Annotated in this window: 11 protein-coding genes; 7 read left to right on the plus strand and 4 right to left on the minus strand. The window is 68.1% G+C overall.

Annotated elements, in window-relative coordinates; all coding sequences use genetic code 11:
• The first annotated feature begins 169 nt into the window (after window positions 1–169).
• From VD964_RS23250 to VD964_RS23280, 7 genes are all read left to right on the plus strand, one after another.
• Window positions 170–1,159: a formate dehydrogenase subunit gamma gene (locus VD964_RS23250; protein ID WP_324870872.1), complete on the plus strand. Its 990-nt coding sequence runs from the start codon at window positions 170–172 to the stop codon at window positions 1,157–1,159.
• Between the two features lie 186 nt (window positions 1,160–1,345).
• A complete protein-coding gene (gene adh, locus VD964_RS23255) occupies window positions 1,346–2,866 on the plus strand; it encodes an aldehyde dehydrogenase (RefSeq protein WP_324870873.1) in 1,521 nt (506 codons plus the stop codon).
• A gap of 92 nt (window positions 2,867–2,958) precedes the next feature.
• The gene (locus VD964_RS23260) at window positions 2,959–3,384 is read left to right on the plus strand and encodes a DUF779 domain-containing protein (RefSeq protein ID WP_324870874.1); all 426 of its coding nucleotides are present in this window, start codon (window positions 2,959–2,961) and stop codon (window positions 3,382–3,384) included.
• 156 nt (window positions 3,385–3,540) lie between these two features.
• The gene (gene nosP / locus VD964_RS23265) at window positions 3,541–4,713 is read left to right on the plus strand and encodes a nitric oxide-sensing protein NosP (protein ID WP_324870876.1); all 1,173 of its coding nucleotides are present in this window, start codon (window positions 3,541–3,543) and stop codon (window positions 4,711–4,713) included.
• Window positions 4,714–4,716: 3 nt separating this feature from the next.
• Window positions 4,717–6,555, plus strand: coding sequence for a NahK/ErcS family hybrid sensor histidine kinase/response regulator (locus VD964_RS23270; RefSeq protein ID WP_324870878.1), 1,839 nt, complete (start codon window positions 4,717–4,719; stop codon window positions 6,553–6,555).
• Between the two features lie 56 nt (window positions 6,556–6,611).
• Window positions 6,612–7,331: a Fe-S cluster assembly protein HesB gene (locus tag VD964_RS23275; protein WP_324870879.1), complete on the plus strand. Its 720-nt coding sequence runs from the start codon at window positions 6,612–6,614 to the stop codon at window positions 7,329–7,331.
• A gap of 130 nt (window positions 7,332–7,461) precedes the next feature.
• The gene (locus tag VD964_RS23280; RefSeq protein ID WP_324870880.1) at window positions 7,462–7,647 is read left to right on the plus strand and encodes a hypothetical protein; all 186 of its coding nucleotides are present in this window, start codon (window positions 7,462–7,464) and stop codon (window positions 7,645–7,647) included.
• A gap of 61 nt (window positions 7,648–7,708) precedes the next feature.
• Here the strand turns inward: VD964_RS23280 and VD964_RS23285 are convergent, their stop codons facing one another.
• The 4 genes from VD964_RS23285 to VD964_RS23300 all read right to left on the minus strand — a co-directional run bounded on the left by VD964_RS23285 (window position 7,709) and on the right by VD964_RS23300 (window position 14,487).
• Window positions 7,709–9,217 (minus strand): acetyl-CoA hydrolase/transferase family protein, encoded by a 1,509-nt coding sequence (locus tag VD964_RS23285; RefSeq protein WP_324870881.1) that lies wholly within the window; start codon window positions 9,215–9,217, stop codon window positions 7,709–7,711.
• A 271-nt stretch (window positions 9,218–9,488) separates the two neighbouring features.
• Complete coding sequence (locus VD964_RS23290) at window positions 9,489–11,549, minus strand: putative bifunctional diguanylate cyclase/phosphodiesterase (RefSeq protein WP_324870882.1); 2,061 nt, start codon at window positions 11,547–11,549, stop codon at window positions 9,489–9,491.
• Window positions 11,550–11,898: 349 nt separating this feature from the next.
• Window positions 11,899–12,534: a LysE family transporter gene (locus VD964_RS23295; RefSeq protein ID WP_310115428.1), complete on the minus strand. Its 636-nt coding sequence runs from the start codon at window positions 12,532–12,534 to the stop codon at window positions 11,899–11,901.
• Window positions 12,535–12,648: 114 nt separating this feature from the next.
• Window positions 12,649–14,487, minus strand: a complete 1,839-nt coding sequence (locus VD964_RS23300) for a hypothetical protein (RefSeq protein WP_324870883.1) — start codon at window positions 14,485–14,487, stop codon at window positions 12,649–12,651.
• Window positions 14,488–14,674: the final 187 nt, after the last annotated feature.

Below are 14,674 nucleotides of genomic sequence, written 5' to 3' on the forward strand. Positions count from 1 at the left end.
TTCGGGTGCCCCCTCCCCATCCCTCCCCCGCTCCGCGGGAGAGGGGGCAGGATGCTTGGTGAAGTTTCGCAAAGGAGCGGCGGCAGTCCCCTCTCCCTCGAAGAGGGGGAGGGTTAGGGAGGGGGCAAGCGGTGCCCCCACATAAAAGACCATACCGGGAGACCAACCCATGCGCCCCCTGCACGCCCTGCTGCTGCTCTTCGCCCTGCTGGCTGCTCCGACTTTCGCACAAGCGCAGCTCTATCAGGTGCCCGGCCCCAACTCGCCCACCACCAAGGAGCAGGTGCCGCTCTACGTCCCGCAGGACGACAAGGTGATCGGCCGCGTCAGCATCCCTGACGAGAAGCTGGCGGTGCTGGTCCAGCCGGAAGGGCGGGAATGGCGGGAATGGCGCAGCCACACGCTGCGGCTGGCGATCGGCGGGCTGGCGATCGGCATGACGGCCGTGCTGACGATCTTCTTCCTCTATCGCGGCACCATCCGCATCCATGGCGGAAAGGCGGGGCGGCTGGTCCTGCGCTTCAATTGGGTGGACCGCTTCGCCCATTGGACGACGGCGGTCAGTTTTCTGGCGATGGCGCTGACCGGCGTGGTCCTCACCTTCGGCCGGACGCTGCTGATCCCGCTGATCGGCCATCAGGCCTTCACACCGCTGGCGGAATATTCCAAGTCGATCCACAACTTCGTCAGCGTGCCCTTCGTCGTCGGGCTGCTGATGATCGTGGCGCTCTGGATGCGCGACAACATTCCCGAAAAGTCGGACTGGCAATGGATCAAGACCGGCGGCGGCCTTTTTTCCAAGGCCGGCGGCCACCATCCGGAAGCCGGGCGCTTCAACGCCGGACAGAAGGGGGTGTTCTGGGGCATCGTGCTGGGCGGGATCGGCATGGCGGTCACCGGCTATCTGCTGATGGTGCCCTTCGCCTTCACCGGAATCGGCGGCATGCAGATCATGCACGTCATCCACGGCCTGCTGGCGGCCGTGCTGATCGCGGTGGTGATCGGCCACATCTACATCGGCACCATCGGCATGGAAGGCGCCTTCGACGCCATGGGCAGCGGCGATGTCGACGAGGCCTGGGCCATCGAGCATCACCGCCGCTGGTATCAGGAGCAGTTGCGCAAGGGCTATGTCGAGGGCCGTCATCCCGCAGAGTGAACGGTCGCCCGGCGGGCGGTTGTCCCAAGGGTGGCGGGATCGGGTGGTGAACGAACAATCCCACCACCCGATCTTCTCCTTCCATAGTACAATTTACCCTCCACCTCCCAGAGTGGCTGAATGGCGCAGACAAACGCGCTGGACCGGGGACCTGTCCGGTTCGCCACACTGAGAGGAACGGCCCAAATGCTCCACCAGGCTCTCGACACGCTCCAGAAGCAGATCGCGCTCCGCCCCCGCTACGACAACTTTATCGGCGGCCAGTGGGTGGCTCCGGTGGACGGCCAATACTTCACCAACGTGACCCCGATTACCGGCAAGCCGCTGTGCGAGGTCGCCCGTTCCCAGGCTGCCGACGTGGAGCTGGCGCTCGATGCCGCCCACAAGGCCAAGGACGCCTGGGGCCGCACCTCGCCGACCGAGCGCTCGAACACCCTGCTGAAGATCGCCGACCGCATGGAAGAGCGGCTGGAGGTCATCGCGCTGGCCGAGACGCTGGACAACGGCAAGCCGATCCGCGAGACCCGCGCCGCCGACGTTCCGCTGGCCATCGACCATTTCCGCTACTACGCCGGCTGCATCCGCGCCCAGGAAGGCTCGATCGCCGAGATCGACCACACCACCTACGCCTACCACTTCCATGAGCCGCTGGGCGTCGTCGGCCAGATCATCCCCTGGAACTTCCCGCTGCTGATGGCCGCCTGGAAGCTGGCCCCGGCGCTGGCCGCCGGCAACTGCATCGTGCTGAAGCCGGCCGAGCAGACCCCGATGGCGATCATGGTCCTGATGGACATCATCGGCGACCTGCTACCGCCCGGCGTCGTCAACGTCGTCAACGGCTTCGGCATCGAGGCGGGCAAGCCGCTCGCCACCAGCAAGCGCATCGCCAAGATCGCCTTCACCGGCGAGACCTCGACCGGCCGCCTGATCCTGCAGTATGCGTCGGAGAACATCATCCCGTCGACCGTCGAGCTGGGCGGCAAGTCGCCGAACATCTTCTTCGAAGACGTGATGGCCGCCGACGACGAGTTCCTGGACAAGGCGCTGGAAGGCTTCGCGATGTTCGCGCTGAACCAGGGCGAAGTCTGCACCTGCCCGAGCCGCGTCCTGATCCAGAAGTCGATCTACGACCGCTTCATCAAGCTGGCGGTGGAGCGCGTCGCCAAGATCACCCAGGGCCATCCGCTGGACGGCGCCACCATGATCGGCGCCCAGGCCTCGCAGGAGCAGTTGGAGAAGATCCTCTCCTACATCGAGATCGGCAAGGCCGAGGGCGCCAAGGTCCTGCTTGGCGGCGAGCGATCCCACCTGGGCGGCGAGCTGGAGGGCGGCTATTTCGTGCAGCCGACCATCCTGGAAGGCCACAACAAGATGCGCATCTTCCAGGAGGAGATCTTCGGCCCGGTCGTCGCCGTGACCACCTTCGAGACCGAGGAAGAGGCGCTGGCCATCGCCAACGACAGCGAGTTCGGCCTGGGCGCCGGCGTGTGGAGCCGTGACGGCAACCGCGCCTTCCGCATGGGCCGCGGCATCCAGGCCGGCCGCGTGTGGACCAACTGCTACCACCTGTACCCGGCGCACGCCGCCTTCGGTGGTTACAAGAAGTCCGGCATCGGCCGCGAGACGCACAAGATGATGCTCGACCACTACCAGCAGACCAAGAACCTGCTGGTCAGCTACAGCCCGAAAGCGCTCGGCTTCTTCTGAGCCCCGCTCCTCCCTATCGGGCAAACCTGGGCCGGGGGCGCGTCCCCCGGCCTTTTTTCTTTCCCCGCGTGGTTTCGTTATAAAGGACCACCATGTCAGCCGCCCCCACGCCGCCCGCCCCCACGCCGCCCGCCCCCACGCCGATAGAGCGCGTCATCGCCACCCCCGAAGCCATCGCCCTGTTGGACCGCCTGTCGGCCAAGCACGGACCGCTGATGCTGCACCTGTCGGGCGGCTGCTGCGACGGGTCGGCGCCGCTCTGCCTGCCGCTGGGGGAGTTCCGGCTGGGCGAGCGTGACCTTTGCCTCGGCATCATCGCCGGTGCGCCCTTCTGCATGGGCGACGACACCTTCCAATGGTGGCGCAACACCCAGGTCATTCTGGACGTTATCCAGGCGCGCGGCGGCGGCTTCTCGATCGAGGCGCCGGACGGCGTGCGCTTCACCGCCAAGGCCCGCCTGTTCACGGATGAGGAATTGGCGGGCCTTTCCGATCCGCAGCCTGCAAACACTCTCTGACAGACCATCACCGGGGAGCCATCCTCCACCATGTCCTCCTTCACCGGCCCGCGGATTGGCCTTGCCCGCCGCCATCCCTGGAGTACCCTTGCCGGATCGCATCCGCGGACGGAGCGGGAGGTGCAGGGGGAAGCCATGTCCGCACGGGAGACGTCCGTGAGAGGGCCGGCGAGGACGGCAACCGGCGACGGCATGCCGCGCGCCGTCACCCATGCCGAACGCCCCGACGAGGCGGCAAGGGAGTTGCGCGCCGGGCTGGGCGACGTGGCGCTGGAACTGGTGCTCGTCTTCTGCGCGCCGAGTTACGACCGCCATGCGCTGGCCGACGCGCTGGCGGCGGAGTTCGGCATGGTGCCGGTCATCGGCTGCACCACGGCGGGAGAGATCGGCCCTGGCGGCTACACCACCAACGCGGTGGTGGCGGTGGGCTTCCCGAGCGAGGATTTCTGCGTCGTCACGGCGCTGGTCGACCATGTCGACCGTTTCGAGATCGCCGACAGCACGGCCATCGCGCGATCCCTGCTGTCCCGTCGCGACCGGGCCATGGCCTCGCGGCCGGTGCCGCTGGGCGAGGAGGCCCGCAGCTTCGCCATGCTGCTGATCGACGGCTTGTCGATGAGCGAGGAGACGGTGGTCAGCGCACTGCACAACGCGCTGATCGACATCCCGTTGTTCGGTGCGTCGGCGGGCGACGACCTGCATTTCGAACGCACCTTCGTCCTGCACGAGGGGGCTTTCCACCCCAACGCGGCGGTGGTGGCGCTGTTCACCACAAACCGCCCCTTCACCGTCTTCCGCACCCAGCATTTCGTCAGTTCCGACCGCAAGATGGTGGTCACCGGCGCCGATCCGCAGCACCGCATCGTCCACGAGATCAATGCCGAACCGGCCGGACGCGAATACGCCCGGCTGGTCGGGCTGGAGGGGGAGCCGCTGACCCCGATGATCTTCGCCTCGCATCCGGTCGTGGTGCGGGTCGGCGGCCAGTACCATGTCCGCTCGATCCAGAAGGTGAATGACGACGAAAGCCTGACCTTCTTCTGCGCCATCGACGAAGGCATCGTCCTGACCGTGGCGGAGGGGGTCGATCCGGTGTCCAACTTCGACGGGCTGATCGAGGGCATCGAGGCGGAGGTCGGCGCGCCCGACCTGATCCTCGGCTGCGACTGCATCCTGCGCCGGCTGGAGATGGAGCAGCGGCAATTGAACGCGGTGATGTCGGAACGGTTGGCCCGTCACCGGGTTGTCGGATTCTGCGCCTATGGCGAACAGGTGAACGGCATGCACGTCAACCAGACCTTCACGGGCGTCGCCATCGGAGGGCGCTAAGCCATGGCCGGCATTTCCACCCGCAGCCTGACCGCCGGGACGATCGACCCCGCCGACCGCATCGCCGAGCTTGAGCGAGAGAATGCCAAGCTCCAGCGCATCAACAAGGTGTTGATGGACCGTGTCGAGCGGTCGATGGACTTCCAGGGCGGCGCCTTCTCGCTGTTCCAGACCGCCATCGTGCTGGAGCAGAAGATCCGCGAACGCACGCTGGAACTGGAACGCGCCCTGCACAAGCTGGAGGACAGCAACCGCGACCTCGCCCGCGCCAAGGAGCTGGCGGACACCATGCGCACCCGCCTGTTCGAGGCGATCGAGTCGGTGAACGAGGGATTCGCCCTGTTCGACTCCGCCGACCGGCTGGTGCTGTGCAACCGCAAATACCTGTCCTACTGGCCATCCGTGGCGGGCCGCATCCAGGCCGGCATCCGCTTCAACGATCTGGTCGCCATGGTCGCCGCCGCCGGCGCGGTCAGCGAGCCGCCGCCCGACGTCTGGCTGCGCGAGCGGATGGAGCACCGCCACGACCTGAAGGGCGTCTTCCTGAACCGGCTGTCAGACGGCCGCTGGATACAGGTGAACGAGCGGCGCACCCGCGACGGCGGTATCGTCGGCGTCTACACCGACATCACCGTCATCAAGCGGGAGGAGGAGCGGCGGCGGGAGTCCGAACAGGCGGAGAAATCCGCGCTGATGATGCTGAACGACCAGCTTCAGCAGGCGAAATCCCAGGCCGATCAGGCCAACCTGTCGAAGACCCGCTTCATCGCCGCCGCCAGCCACGACCTGCTGCAGCCGCTGAACGCCGCCCGCCTGTTCGTCTCGGCACTGGCCGACCTTGAGCAGCCGGCCGGCAACATCGAACTGGTGGAGAACATCGACGTCGCGCTGGCGTCGGTGGAGGATCTGCTGTCGGCGCTGCTGGACATCTCCAAGCTCGACGCCGGGGCGGTGACGCCGGAGGTCACCGATTTCCCGCTGCGCGGCATCCTGGCGCCGCTCGCCACCGAATATGCCGCGGTGGCGGCGGAGCGCGGCATCGACCTCAAGGTGGTGGCTTCGGGAGCGGTGGTGCGCAGCGACATGCGGCTGCTGCGCCGGATCGTGCAGAATTTCCTGTCGAACGCGCTCCGCTATGTCCAGGGCGGCCGGGTGGTGGTCGGCTGCCGCCGCACCGGCGACGGCATCCGCATCGAGGTGTGGGACAACGGCCCCGGCATTCCGCGCGACAAGATCGGCGAGATCTTCCAGGAGTTCCGCCGCCTCGACACCCCCGTCACCAAGGGGCGCGACCGCGGCATGGGGCTGGGCCTCGCCATCGTCGACCGCGTCGCCCGCATGCTGGGCCATCCCATCACCGTGCGGTCGGAGCCGGGCCGCGGCTCGGTCTTCGCCGTCACCGTGCCGCGCGGGACGGAGCGCCGCGCCGTGCGCCCGGCCAGCATCGCCGCCCGGCCGATGACCAACCGGCTGGCCGGAACCTCGGTCCTGGTGCTGGACAACGAGCCGGCCGTGGTGGCGGGGATGGAGGCGCTGCTGCGCGGCTGGGCCTGCGACGTGGTGTCGGCCACCAACGGAGACGAGGCGCTGGCGCTGCTGTCCGGCATGCCGCAGCCGCCGGATTTGCTGATCGCCGACTACCACCTCGACGACGGCGCGCTCGGCGTCAACGAGGTGGCGCGGCTGCGCGCCGCCTGCGGCCGCATCCTGCCCGCGGTGATCGTCACCGCCAACCGCACGCCGGAACTGGCGGACGAGGCCAAGGCGGCGGGCTGTCTGGTGCTGAACAAGCCGGTGAAGCCGGCGCAGCTGCGCGCGGTGATGTCGGGGCTGGTGGGCTGAGCGGAAGCCCATGATTTACCGGTAACGCCTTACCGGTTCGTCTGTTGTCGGTTTTTATGACCGACCCCGCTGCGTTGCGCGACAAGGCGCTCGAAATCCACCGGCTGCTGTGCACCGTCTACGGCTGCCCGGTCGCCTATTTCCACAGCCTCGACCCGCTGAGCGAGCTGGTGTCGTCGCTGCTGTCGCACCGCACCCGGAATGCCGCCTCCGGCGCCGCCTTCAAGGCGCTGCGGCGCCGCTGGCCCGATTGGCAGGCAGTGCGCGACGCCCCCGTCGCCGAGGTCGAGGCGACGATCGCCGGCGTCACTTGGCCGGAACAGAAGGCGCCGCGCATCCAGGCCATCCTGCGCCGGATCACCGAACGGGTCGGCAGCCTGTCGCTCGACCTGCTGTCCGGCATGCCGGTGCCCGAAGCCCGCGCGTGGCTGGAGGAACTGCCGGGGGTGGGGCCGAAGACCAGCGCGGCGGTGCTGAGCTTCTCTACCTTGCGGCAGGCGGCGCTGCCGGTGGACAGCCATCACCACCGCGTCGCCGTCCGCACCGGCCTGATCCCCGCCAGCGTCGCCGTCGGCCCCTCCCACGCGGTGCTGTCGGCGCAACTGCCGGAGAATTGGGACGCCCAGCAGGTCTACGACAACCATGAGGTCATGATGCTGCACGGCCAGCGCTGCTGCTATTATCAGGCACCGGCCTGCGACCGCTGCGTGCTGCTGCGCCTGTGCCCCACCGGTCAGGCCCTGCGCCCGTCGGAGGATGAGCGGGAGAGGGCGTGAGTTCATATGTTTTGTGCATCGCAACACGCAGCCATTCCCAGAATGCAGGTCCAATTACCATCACCTGAGCCATATAAGTCTGTGAGGGCGACGAAGACGCCGCTCCGGTTCGCACAAGACGAGGCCTGAGGTGATTCACAAGATTTTGGACGCGATCGACACCATCGTCGCGGAAAAGCGGGCAAATGGGCAGCTTGAGGAATGGCTCAAGAGCGGTGCCGCCCGGCGTTTCTGTGAGAAGATTTCGTCCGAGCGCAAGCACTATTACCCAGCCCTGCTTCTCTACTTGGAGCGCAACGGCGGGCAGCACGTATGACAGCATATCGGTAACGGGGACGGGCCGCGGATTTCCGCGGCCCGCCCGTTTTTGAGGAACCTTATTCGGCGGCCAGCGGCTTCGGCATCATGCTGCCGGTCTGCTGGAAGCGGGTGTGCCAGGCGAAGGCCTCCTCCAGCAAATGCGGGGTGTGGCCGCCGCGTTGAAGCGCCCGGCGATGATAGTCGGCCGCCAGTTCGCGATAGCTGGGATGGACGCAGTTGCGGATGATGGTCTCCGCCCGCTCGCGCGGCGCCAGTCCGCGCAGGTCGGCCAGCCCGATCTCCGTCACCAGCACATCGACGTCATGTTCGTTGTGGTCGACATGGCTGACCATCGGTACGACGCTGGAGATGGCGCCGCCCTTGGCCAGCGACTTGGTGACGAAGATGGCGAGGTGGCTGTTGCGGGCGAAGTCGCCGGAACCGCCGATGCCGTTCATCATCTGCGTGCCGTTGACGTGGGTGGAGTTGACATTTCCGTAAATGTCGCACTCCAGCGCCGTGTTGATGCCGATGACGCCAAGACGGCGGATCACCTCCGGATGGTTGGAGATCTCCTGCGGCCGCAGCAGCAGCCGGCCCTTGTAGGAGCCGATCTTCGGCAGCACCTCGGCATACTTCCCGGCGCTGAGCGTGATCGAGGAGCCGGACGCGAAGTTCAGCTTGCCGGCGTCGAACAGCTCGAAGGTGCTGTCCTGCAGCACCTCGCTGTACATGGTAAGGTCGTGGAACGGCCCGTCGATCAGCCCGTGCAGCACCGCGTTGGCGATGGTGCCGATGCCGGCCTGCAGCGGCGCCAGCGACCGGCCCATCCGGCCTTGGCGAACTTCGCGACCGAGGAACTCGATCAGGTGGCCGGCGATGGCGTTGGTCTCGTCGTCCGGCGGCAGGATGCTGGCGGAGCTGTCCTGCTTTCGCGTCACGACGATGGCCGCGATGCGCGACGGGTCGATCGGGATGTAGGGCAGGCCGGCGCGGCTTTCCGCCGTCACCACCGGGATCGGCTCGCGGAAGGGGCGGCGGGTCGGGATATAGACGTCGTGCATCCCCTCCAGATCCAGCGGCTGGGTCAGGTTCAGCTCGACGATGATCTTCTCGGCCAGGATGGCGAAGGTCGCCGAATTGCCGATGGAGGTGGTCGGCACGATACCGCCGTTTTCGGTGATGGCGCAGGCTTCGATAACCGCGACGTCGACCGGGCCCATCTGGCGCGAGCGCAGCAGTTCCACCGTCTCCGACAGATGCTGATCGACGAACATCACTTCGCCGCGGTTGATCGCCTTGCGCAGCACCGGGTCGGCCTGGAAGGGCAGGCGGCGGGACAGAACGCCGGCCTCCGTCAGGATGCGGTCCACGTCGTTGCCCAGCGAGGCGCCGGTCATCAGCGTGATCTTCAGCTTTTCGGACGCGGCGCGTTCGGCCAGCGCCAGCGGCACGGCCTTGGCGTCGCCGGCGCGGGTGAAGCCGCTCATGCCCACCGTCATGCCGTCCTTGATCAGGAATGCGGCCTCTTCCGCCGGCACGACCTTGCCCCACAGCGACTTCAGGCGAATGCGATCTCGGTACATCGGGCGTTCCTTTTATGAGTGCTTTTTGGCGAATGGAGAACGATCCGTTCCCATGCGGTCATATTTTTTATTTGAAAATACTCATAAGGAGACGCCGTCCGGCGCCGCAATTGTTCGTCCGGAATATCAGGTCATCCTGATGTGAATGGGTGGGCGAATATCGGCAAAATGGTGCGGAATGCGGACGGAAACTTGGGACAGAGGGGAGCCGCTAAATGAAACTGAATTCCATTTCGGCGGATTCCGAGAGGTTACTTGGCGTCTGCTCCCGTCACGCCGTCAGCGGCAGCACCTCGTCACAGGCGAAGGTCGTCATCACCATCGCCTCTGCGGCATCGGCCGACAGCGGGCGCGAGATCAGAAAGCCCTGCAGGCAGTTGCAGCCGGCTTCGGCCAGCCAGTGCCGCTGTTCGGCGGTCTCCACCCCCTCCGCCACGGTCGACAGCAGCAGCTTCTGGGCCAGGGCGATGACGGTGGAGGCGATGTCGGGAGCGTGCGGCAGGTCGTTGACGAAGCTGCGGTCGATCTTCAGCACGTCCACCGGCAGTTCGCGCAGGTAGGCCAGCGAGGAATAGCCGGTGCCGAAATCGTCGATGGCGATGCGCACGCCCAACGCCCGCAAGCGGTTCAGCGTCGGCAGGTGATGGCGCACGTCCTTCATGATGACGGTTTCGGTGATCTCCAGCTCCAGCAGGTCGGGCGGGGTGCCGTGGCGCTGCAACACCTGCTCGACCAACCGGGCGAAGCCGGGGTCGGCGAGCTGGCGGGCGGAGACATTGACCGCCACCGGCACCGGACCGTGGTCCAGCGCCCAGCGGGTGGCGGTCCGGCACGCCTCCTCCAGCACCCAATGGCCGATCTCGATGATCAGGCCGGTGTCCTCGGCGACGGGGATGAAATCGGCGGGGGAAATCGCCGCCCCCTCGTGCCGCCAGCGGATCAGCGCTTCGAAGCCGGTCAGCCGGCCGGCCGCCGCCTCGATCTTCGGCTGGTAGACCAGTTCGAAGGATTTGGCCGCGACCGCCTCGCGCAATCCGGCCTCAAGCCGCAGGCGGGTCTCGGCCCGATCGGTCATGTCGCGGGTGTGGAAGACGAAGCGGTTGCCGCCCGCCGTCTTGGCGGCCTGCATCGCCGAATCGGCCATCCGCATCAGCCCGGCGCCGTCTGCGGCACCCCCGCCGGCCGCAGCGTCCACAGAGTGAAGGACGATGCCGATGCTGGCGGTGACATGGACGCGGTGGTCGCCGACCTCCCGCAAGGCGGACAGCCCGTCCAGCAGCCGTTGCGCAACCATCGCCGCCTCTTCGCCGTCGGCGACGCGCTCCAGCACCACCAGGAACTCGTCGCCGCCCAGCCGGCCGACGGTGTCGCAGCGCCGGACGCTGGCGCCGAGCCGTTCCGCCACCCGGCAGAGCAGCAGGTCGCCCACACCGTGGCCCAGGCTGTCGTTGACCCGCTTGAAGCGGTCGAGGTCGACATAGAGCACTGCCAGCCGGCCGGCGCCCGGAGCCCGCGAACGCTCCGCCAGATCGATGGCATGGTCCAACCGGTCGAGCAGCAGTGCGCGGTTCGCCAGCCCAGTCAACGGGCAGCGGGTCGCCAGCCGGCGCAACTCGTCATGCTCCTGCTCCAGCAGGGTCAGGGTGTGGTTGAAGCGGGCGATGACGAAGCCGAGTTCGTCGTCGGCATGGCCGCGGGGCACGACCAACGGCTGCCCATAGGGCTTCTCCGGATCGATGCGCGCCACCGCGCGGCCGATCTGCAGAAGCGGGCGGGTCAAAAGCCGGTGGAACACCGCCGCCATCGCCAGCCCGATCAGGAGGTTGCGCAAGGTCCCCGCAACCAGCGCCGCCGAGACATAGGCGAGAAAGCCGGCCGCCGCCCGCCCGGTGTCGATCCCGACCGCCAGCCGGCCGACGATACGGCGGCTGCCCGCGGCGGGGACTGGGAGGTCATGGACCAGGACCGGCCGGTCGGTGAAGAGCAGCGCGGTCGCCGCCCGTTCCAGCAGCGTCGGCGGCGGTGCTGCCTGCTCGCGCCGGGCCAGCAGCGTGCCGTCCCCCAGCCGGATCTCCGCCCAGCCTGCATTCGCGCGCACCATGCCGTCCAGCACCTGCCCGGCCAGATCGCCGTCGATCAGCCAAGCGGCGGTGGCGGCCGGCCCCTCCACCAGAGCGGCCGCCTCCTCGATCCGGGCAAGCGCCATCGCCCGCTCGCGCGAGGCGGTCCAGGCGAACTCCACCGCGGTGATGGCGAATCCGATGACGAAGGCGGCGAGGACCGCATGAATCGCCTGCTTCAGCGTCAAGCTGCGCAGGACTGGGATCGCCATCGCACCATTCCTCGACCGCGGGTTTCGCATCGCCACACCACCTCTGGGTTAACCCTTCGGGGGATGTGGCAAACCGATGCATTAATGGGGCGGGCGATGACTCGAGCGCGGCGGTTCTATGAAATTTTTGTAACCGAGAGCCGGTCCTTATTGCTGACAATGCATATTGCTGCATAGGGCCATTCCCGCAACGCATGGCTACCATTCAGCATTGGTAATACCAGTTCGTGTGCGGCGCAGCATATCTTGGCCCTGCCCATTCTCGGGGCGTTTCCTCCCTAAACTTCAGGGCCGCGCATTTGCGCGGCCCTTTTCTTTTGAAGAACGGGAGGGAAGCGGGGCGGGTGCGTCAGACCCGGCGGGCGAGCGCCAGCAGGCCGCCGGCGCCGATCATCAGGCCGCCGGTCAGCCGGTTCAGCGACTTCGCCGCCGACACCGTCGTCAGTCTCGCCGCCAGCCGGTCGCCGCCGGTCGCATAGGCCATGATCCAGCCGAACTCGATCACCACCATGGTGGCGACCAGGGCGATCAACTGCGGCGCCAGGGGCGCGCCGGCATCGATGAATTGCGGGAACAGGGCGCCCATGAAGACCAGCGCCTTCGGGTTGCTGAAGGCGACCAGGGCGCCGCGCAGGAACAGCCGCACCGCCGACCCCTCGCCGGTGGCGGAGGCCGCGGCGTCGCGGCTTCCGGCCGGCTCCACCGGCGCCCGCCACGCGGCGATGCCGAGCCAGGTCAGATAGGCCACGCCGGCCCAGCGCACGATCTCGAAGGCGAGCACGGAGGTGGAGAGCAGGGCGCCCAGCCCGAAGGCCGACAGCGCCGCCATCACCGCCAGCGCCGCGCACATGCCGGCCCCGCCCCAGGCGGCGCGCCGCGCGCCGAAGCGCAGGCCGAGGCTCATCGCCAGCAGCATGTTCGGCCCCGGCGTCATCGAGATCACGAAGGCGGTGGCGAAGAAGAAGGCGAGCGTCTGCCACGTCATGGTCTGGGGCCTCGACAACGGGGGTGGGCAACAATCGGGTGCACCACAGCACCATGCGCGCGGTTCCGCCGCAAGCGGCGCGGGCGAAACTCAGCCATGCCCTGCCGGTGCGGGTTAAGGGAAGGCCGCCTGCACCCGCCAGGCGCGGAAGGCGAGGTTGGCCGAATCCTGGTCGGGGCGCTTGTAGGCGGCAAAGCGGCGGTCGCGGATGCGGGCGCGGGCGTCGGTCCACACCGCGTTCCAATCGATGGCTCCGTCGGCCAGCAGCCGTTCCTCGATGATGCCCAGCAACGTCTCGTTGACGGCCGACACGCCGATGTTCTGCGTCGCCAGCACCAGCGCGTCGGGCGCCCGCTCCAACGTGGCGCGGAGCCGCGTGTGGCCGCCGCAGGACCCCCAGAAGACCAGCGCCGTGGCCGGCGCGATCTCCGTCATCGTGCCGTCCTCGTGATAGCTGTGGCCGCGGTGGATGACGATGGACGGGGTCAGTCCCTCGCGCGCCATCCAGTCCCAGGCCGCGGCCCGTCCCGCATCGCCGGCGCCGGGCATGTCGGCGACGATGACGATGCGGCGGCCATGGCGGTCGGGGCTGACGGCGACGACGAAGCCGGACCGGCTGTGCAGCGCCCAGCCCTGCATCCTGTGCTGCCGCAGGAAGCCGCGGAAGGACGCCCGCCCGTCGGGATCGTCGTAGAAGGTCATCCGCTGCACGTTGAGGCCGTTGCGGAACAGGCGCTGAGCGGTCAGGACGGGTGGGGCGCCCAGCGAATGGCGCTGGAGGAACCGCTCGGACTCGAAGGCGGGAGTGGCCGGGCGGCCGGACAGGCGCGTCGCATGCAGGCTGCCCGCCAGCCCGGCCATCGCCTTGACGGAGCTTTCGCCCGCATCGCGGTACCAGGCCGCCAGCTCGTCCTCCAGCGCGGCGCGGACCGCGCGGTTGTCGAGGTCCATGGCGTCGGCCAGCACGCCGATGACCACCGCTGGATCCGGCATGGCCCCCATTGCGGGTGTCTGCTGCCTCAGGATGGCCGGCAGCAGGGCCTGGATGCTCTCGCGCATCAGCTCCCGCGCGGTGGCGGGGTTGGTGCCGAACAGGCTGCCGGCCCGTCCGCCGCCGACGACGGCGATGAAGAAGTCCGCCCACAGCGGCCGGGTGCGCGCCCCGCGGGCAAGGTCGAGGATGCCGCGCCGCTCCTGCTTCAGCTGGATCTGGAGGATGTTGACCAGCCCGTCGAGCGACGAGGTGTAGAGCTGCGGACCGATCCGGGCGATCAGCCCGAACAGATCCTCCGACGACAGAGCCAGCGTGATGCGGAAGCGGTCGGCCGGCGGATCGTCCACCATGTCATCCAGCAGCACGCCGATCTTCGGCGCCATCAGCGCCGGGTCGCGCGCCAGGGATGCCGCCAGCGCCTTGGCCGCCTGGGTTTCCAGCAGGCGCAGAGCGTCCTTGGGCAGGCGTTTGCGCAGCTCGTGCCGCGTCTCGTAGAAGGGCAGGCCGCTGTCGAGCGAGCGCGTCAGCAGCCCGACGTCCAGCGCCCGCGCGACGACCTCCGCACCGCCGGGACGGGTGGACAGCTGGTCCGCAGCGCCCACGGCGTCGAAGGGGGCGATCATGGCCGCCTCCCGCAGGGCGGCCAGCGCCGTCTCGCCGGGGAACAGGCTGGAACAGCGGAAGGCTTCGGCCGGGTTATTGCGTGCCAGCTCCGCGAAGGCGGCGTCCCCGCCGAACAGCGCATCGAGGACGGGCTTGCCCGCCGGTTCATGGTCGGCGCAGGCGGTGTGCGTGTCGATGGCGCGAGGGGCAGGAACCTGCGGCTTGGGCAGGTCGGGCGCCATCAACTCGGCCGAATGCAGCGGTGGAGGCACGGTCTGCGCCGTCGCTGCGCCAGACCAGCCGCCAGACCAGCCGCCGGGCCAGACGGCAGGCAGGAGGGCCAGGAGGACGCACACGGTCAATCCCGGCCGCGGCAGGACGGCTGAGGGTGAGCGGCCTGAAGGCATGTCGATGGCTGATGCGGACATGAACTGCCGGATGTGGGGCGGATGCGGGGCTGCCGCCGGTCGGCTTACCCCTTACGGCTTAAGCTATGCAGGCAATTGGGCCTTTGTCACCCGTTACCAGAGCCGCCGTCACGGA

This window comes from Azospirillum sp. (genome assembly GCF_035628975.1).
In the GTDB taxonomy this organism is placed as follows: Bacteria; Pseudomonadota; Alphaproteobacteria; order Azospirillales; family Azospirillaceae; genus Azospirillum.

Bases quoted from the DNA above. Each gene is read 5' to 3' on its own strand.
- VD964_RS23250 (WP_324870872.1), top strand. From the start codon at position 170: ATGCGCCCCCTGCACGCCCTGCTGCTGCTCTTCGCCCTGCTGGCTGCT.
- adh (WP_324870873.1), top strand. From the start codon at position 1,346: ATGCTCCACCAGGCTCTCGACACGCTCCAGAAGCAGATCGCGCTCCGC.
- VD964_RS23260 (WP_324870874.1), top strand. From the start codon at position 2,959: ATGTCAGCCGCCCCCACGCCGCCCGCCCCCACGCCGCCCGCCCCCACG.
- VD964_RS23270 (WP_324870878.1), top strand. From the start codon at position 4,717: ATGGCCGGCATTTCCACCCGCAGCCTGACCGCCGGGACGATCGACCCC.
- VD964_RS23275 (WP_324870879.1), top strand. From the start codon at position 6,612: ATGACCGACCCCGCTGCGTTGCGCGACAAGGCGCTCGAAATCCACCGG.
- VD964_RS23285 (WP_324870881.1), bottom strand. From the start codon at position 9,217: ATGTACCGAGATCGCATTCGCCTGAAGTCGCTGTGGGGCAAGGTCGTG.
- VD964_RS23290 (WP_324870882.1), bottom strand. From the start codon at position 11,549: ATGGCGATCCCAGTCCTGCGCAGCTTGACGCTGAAGCAGGCGATTCAT.
- VD964_RS23295 (WP_310115428.1), bottom strand. From the start codon at position 12,534: ATGACGTGGCAGACGCTCGCCTTCTTCTTCGCCACCGCCTTCGTGATC.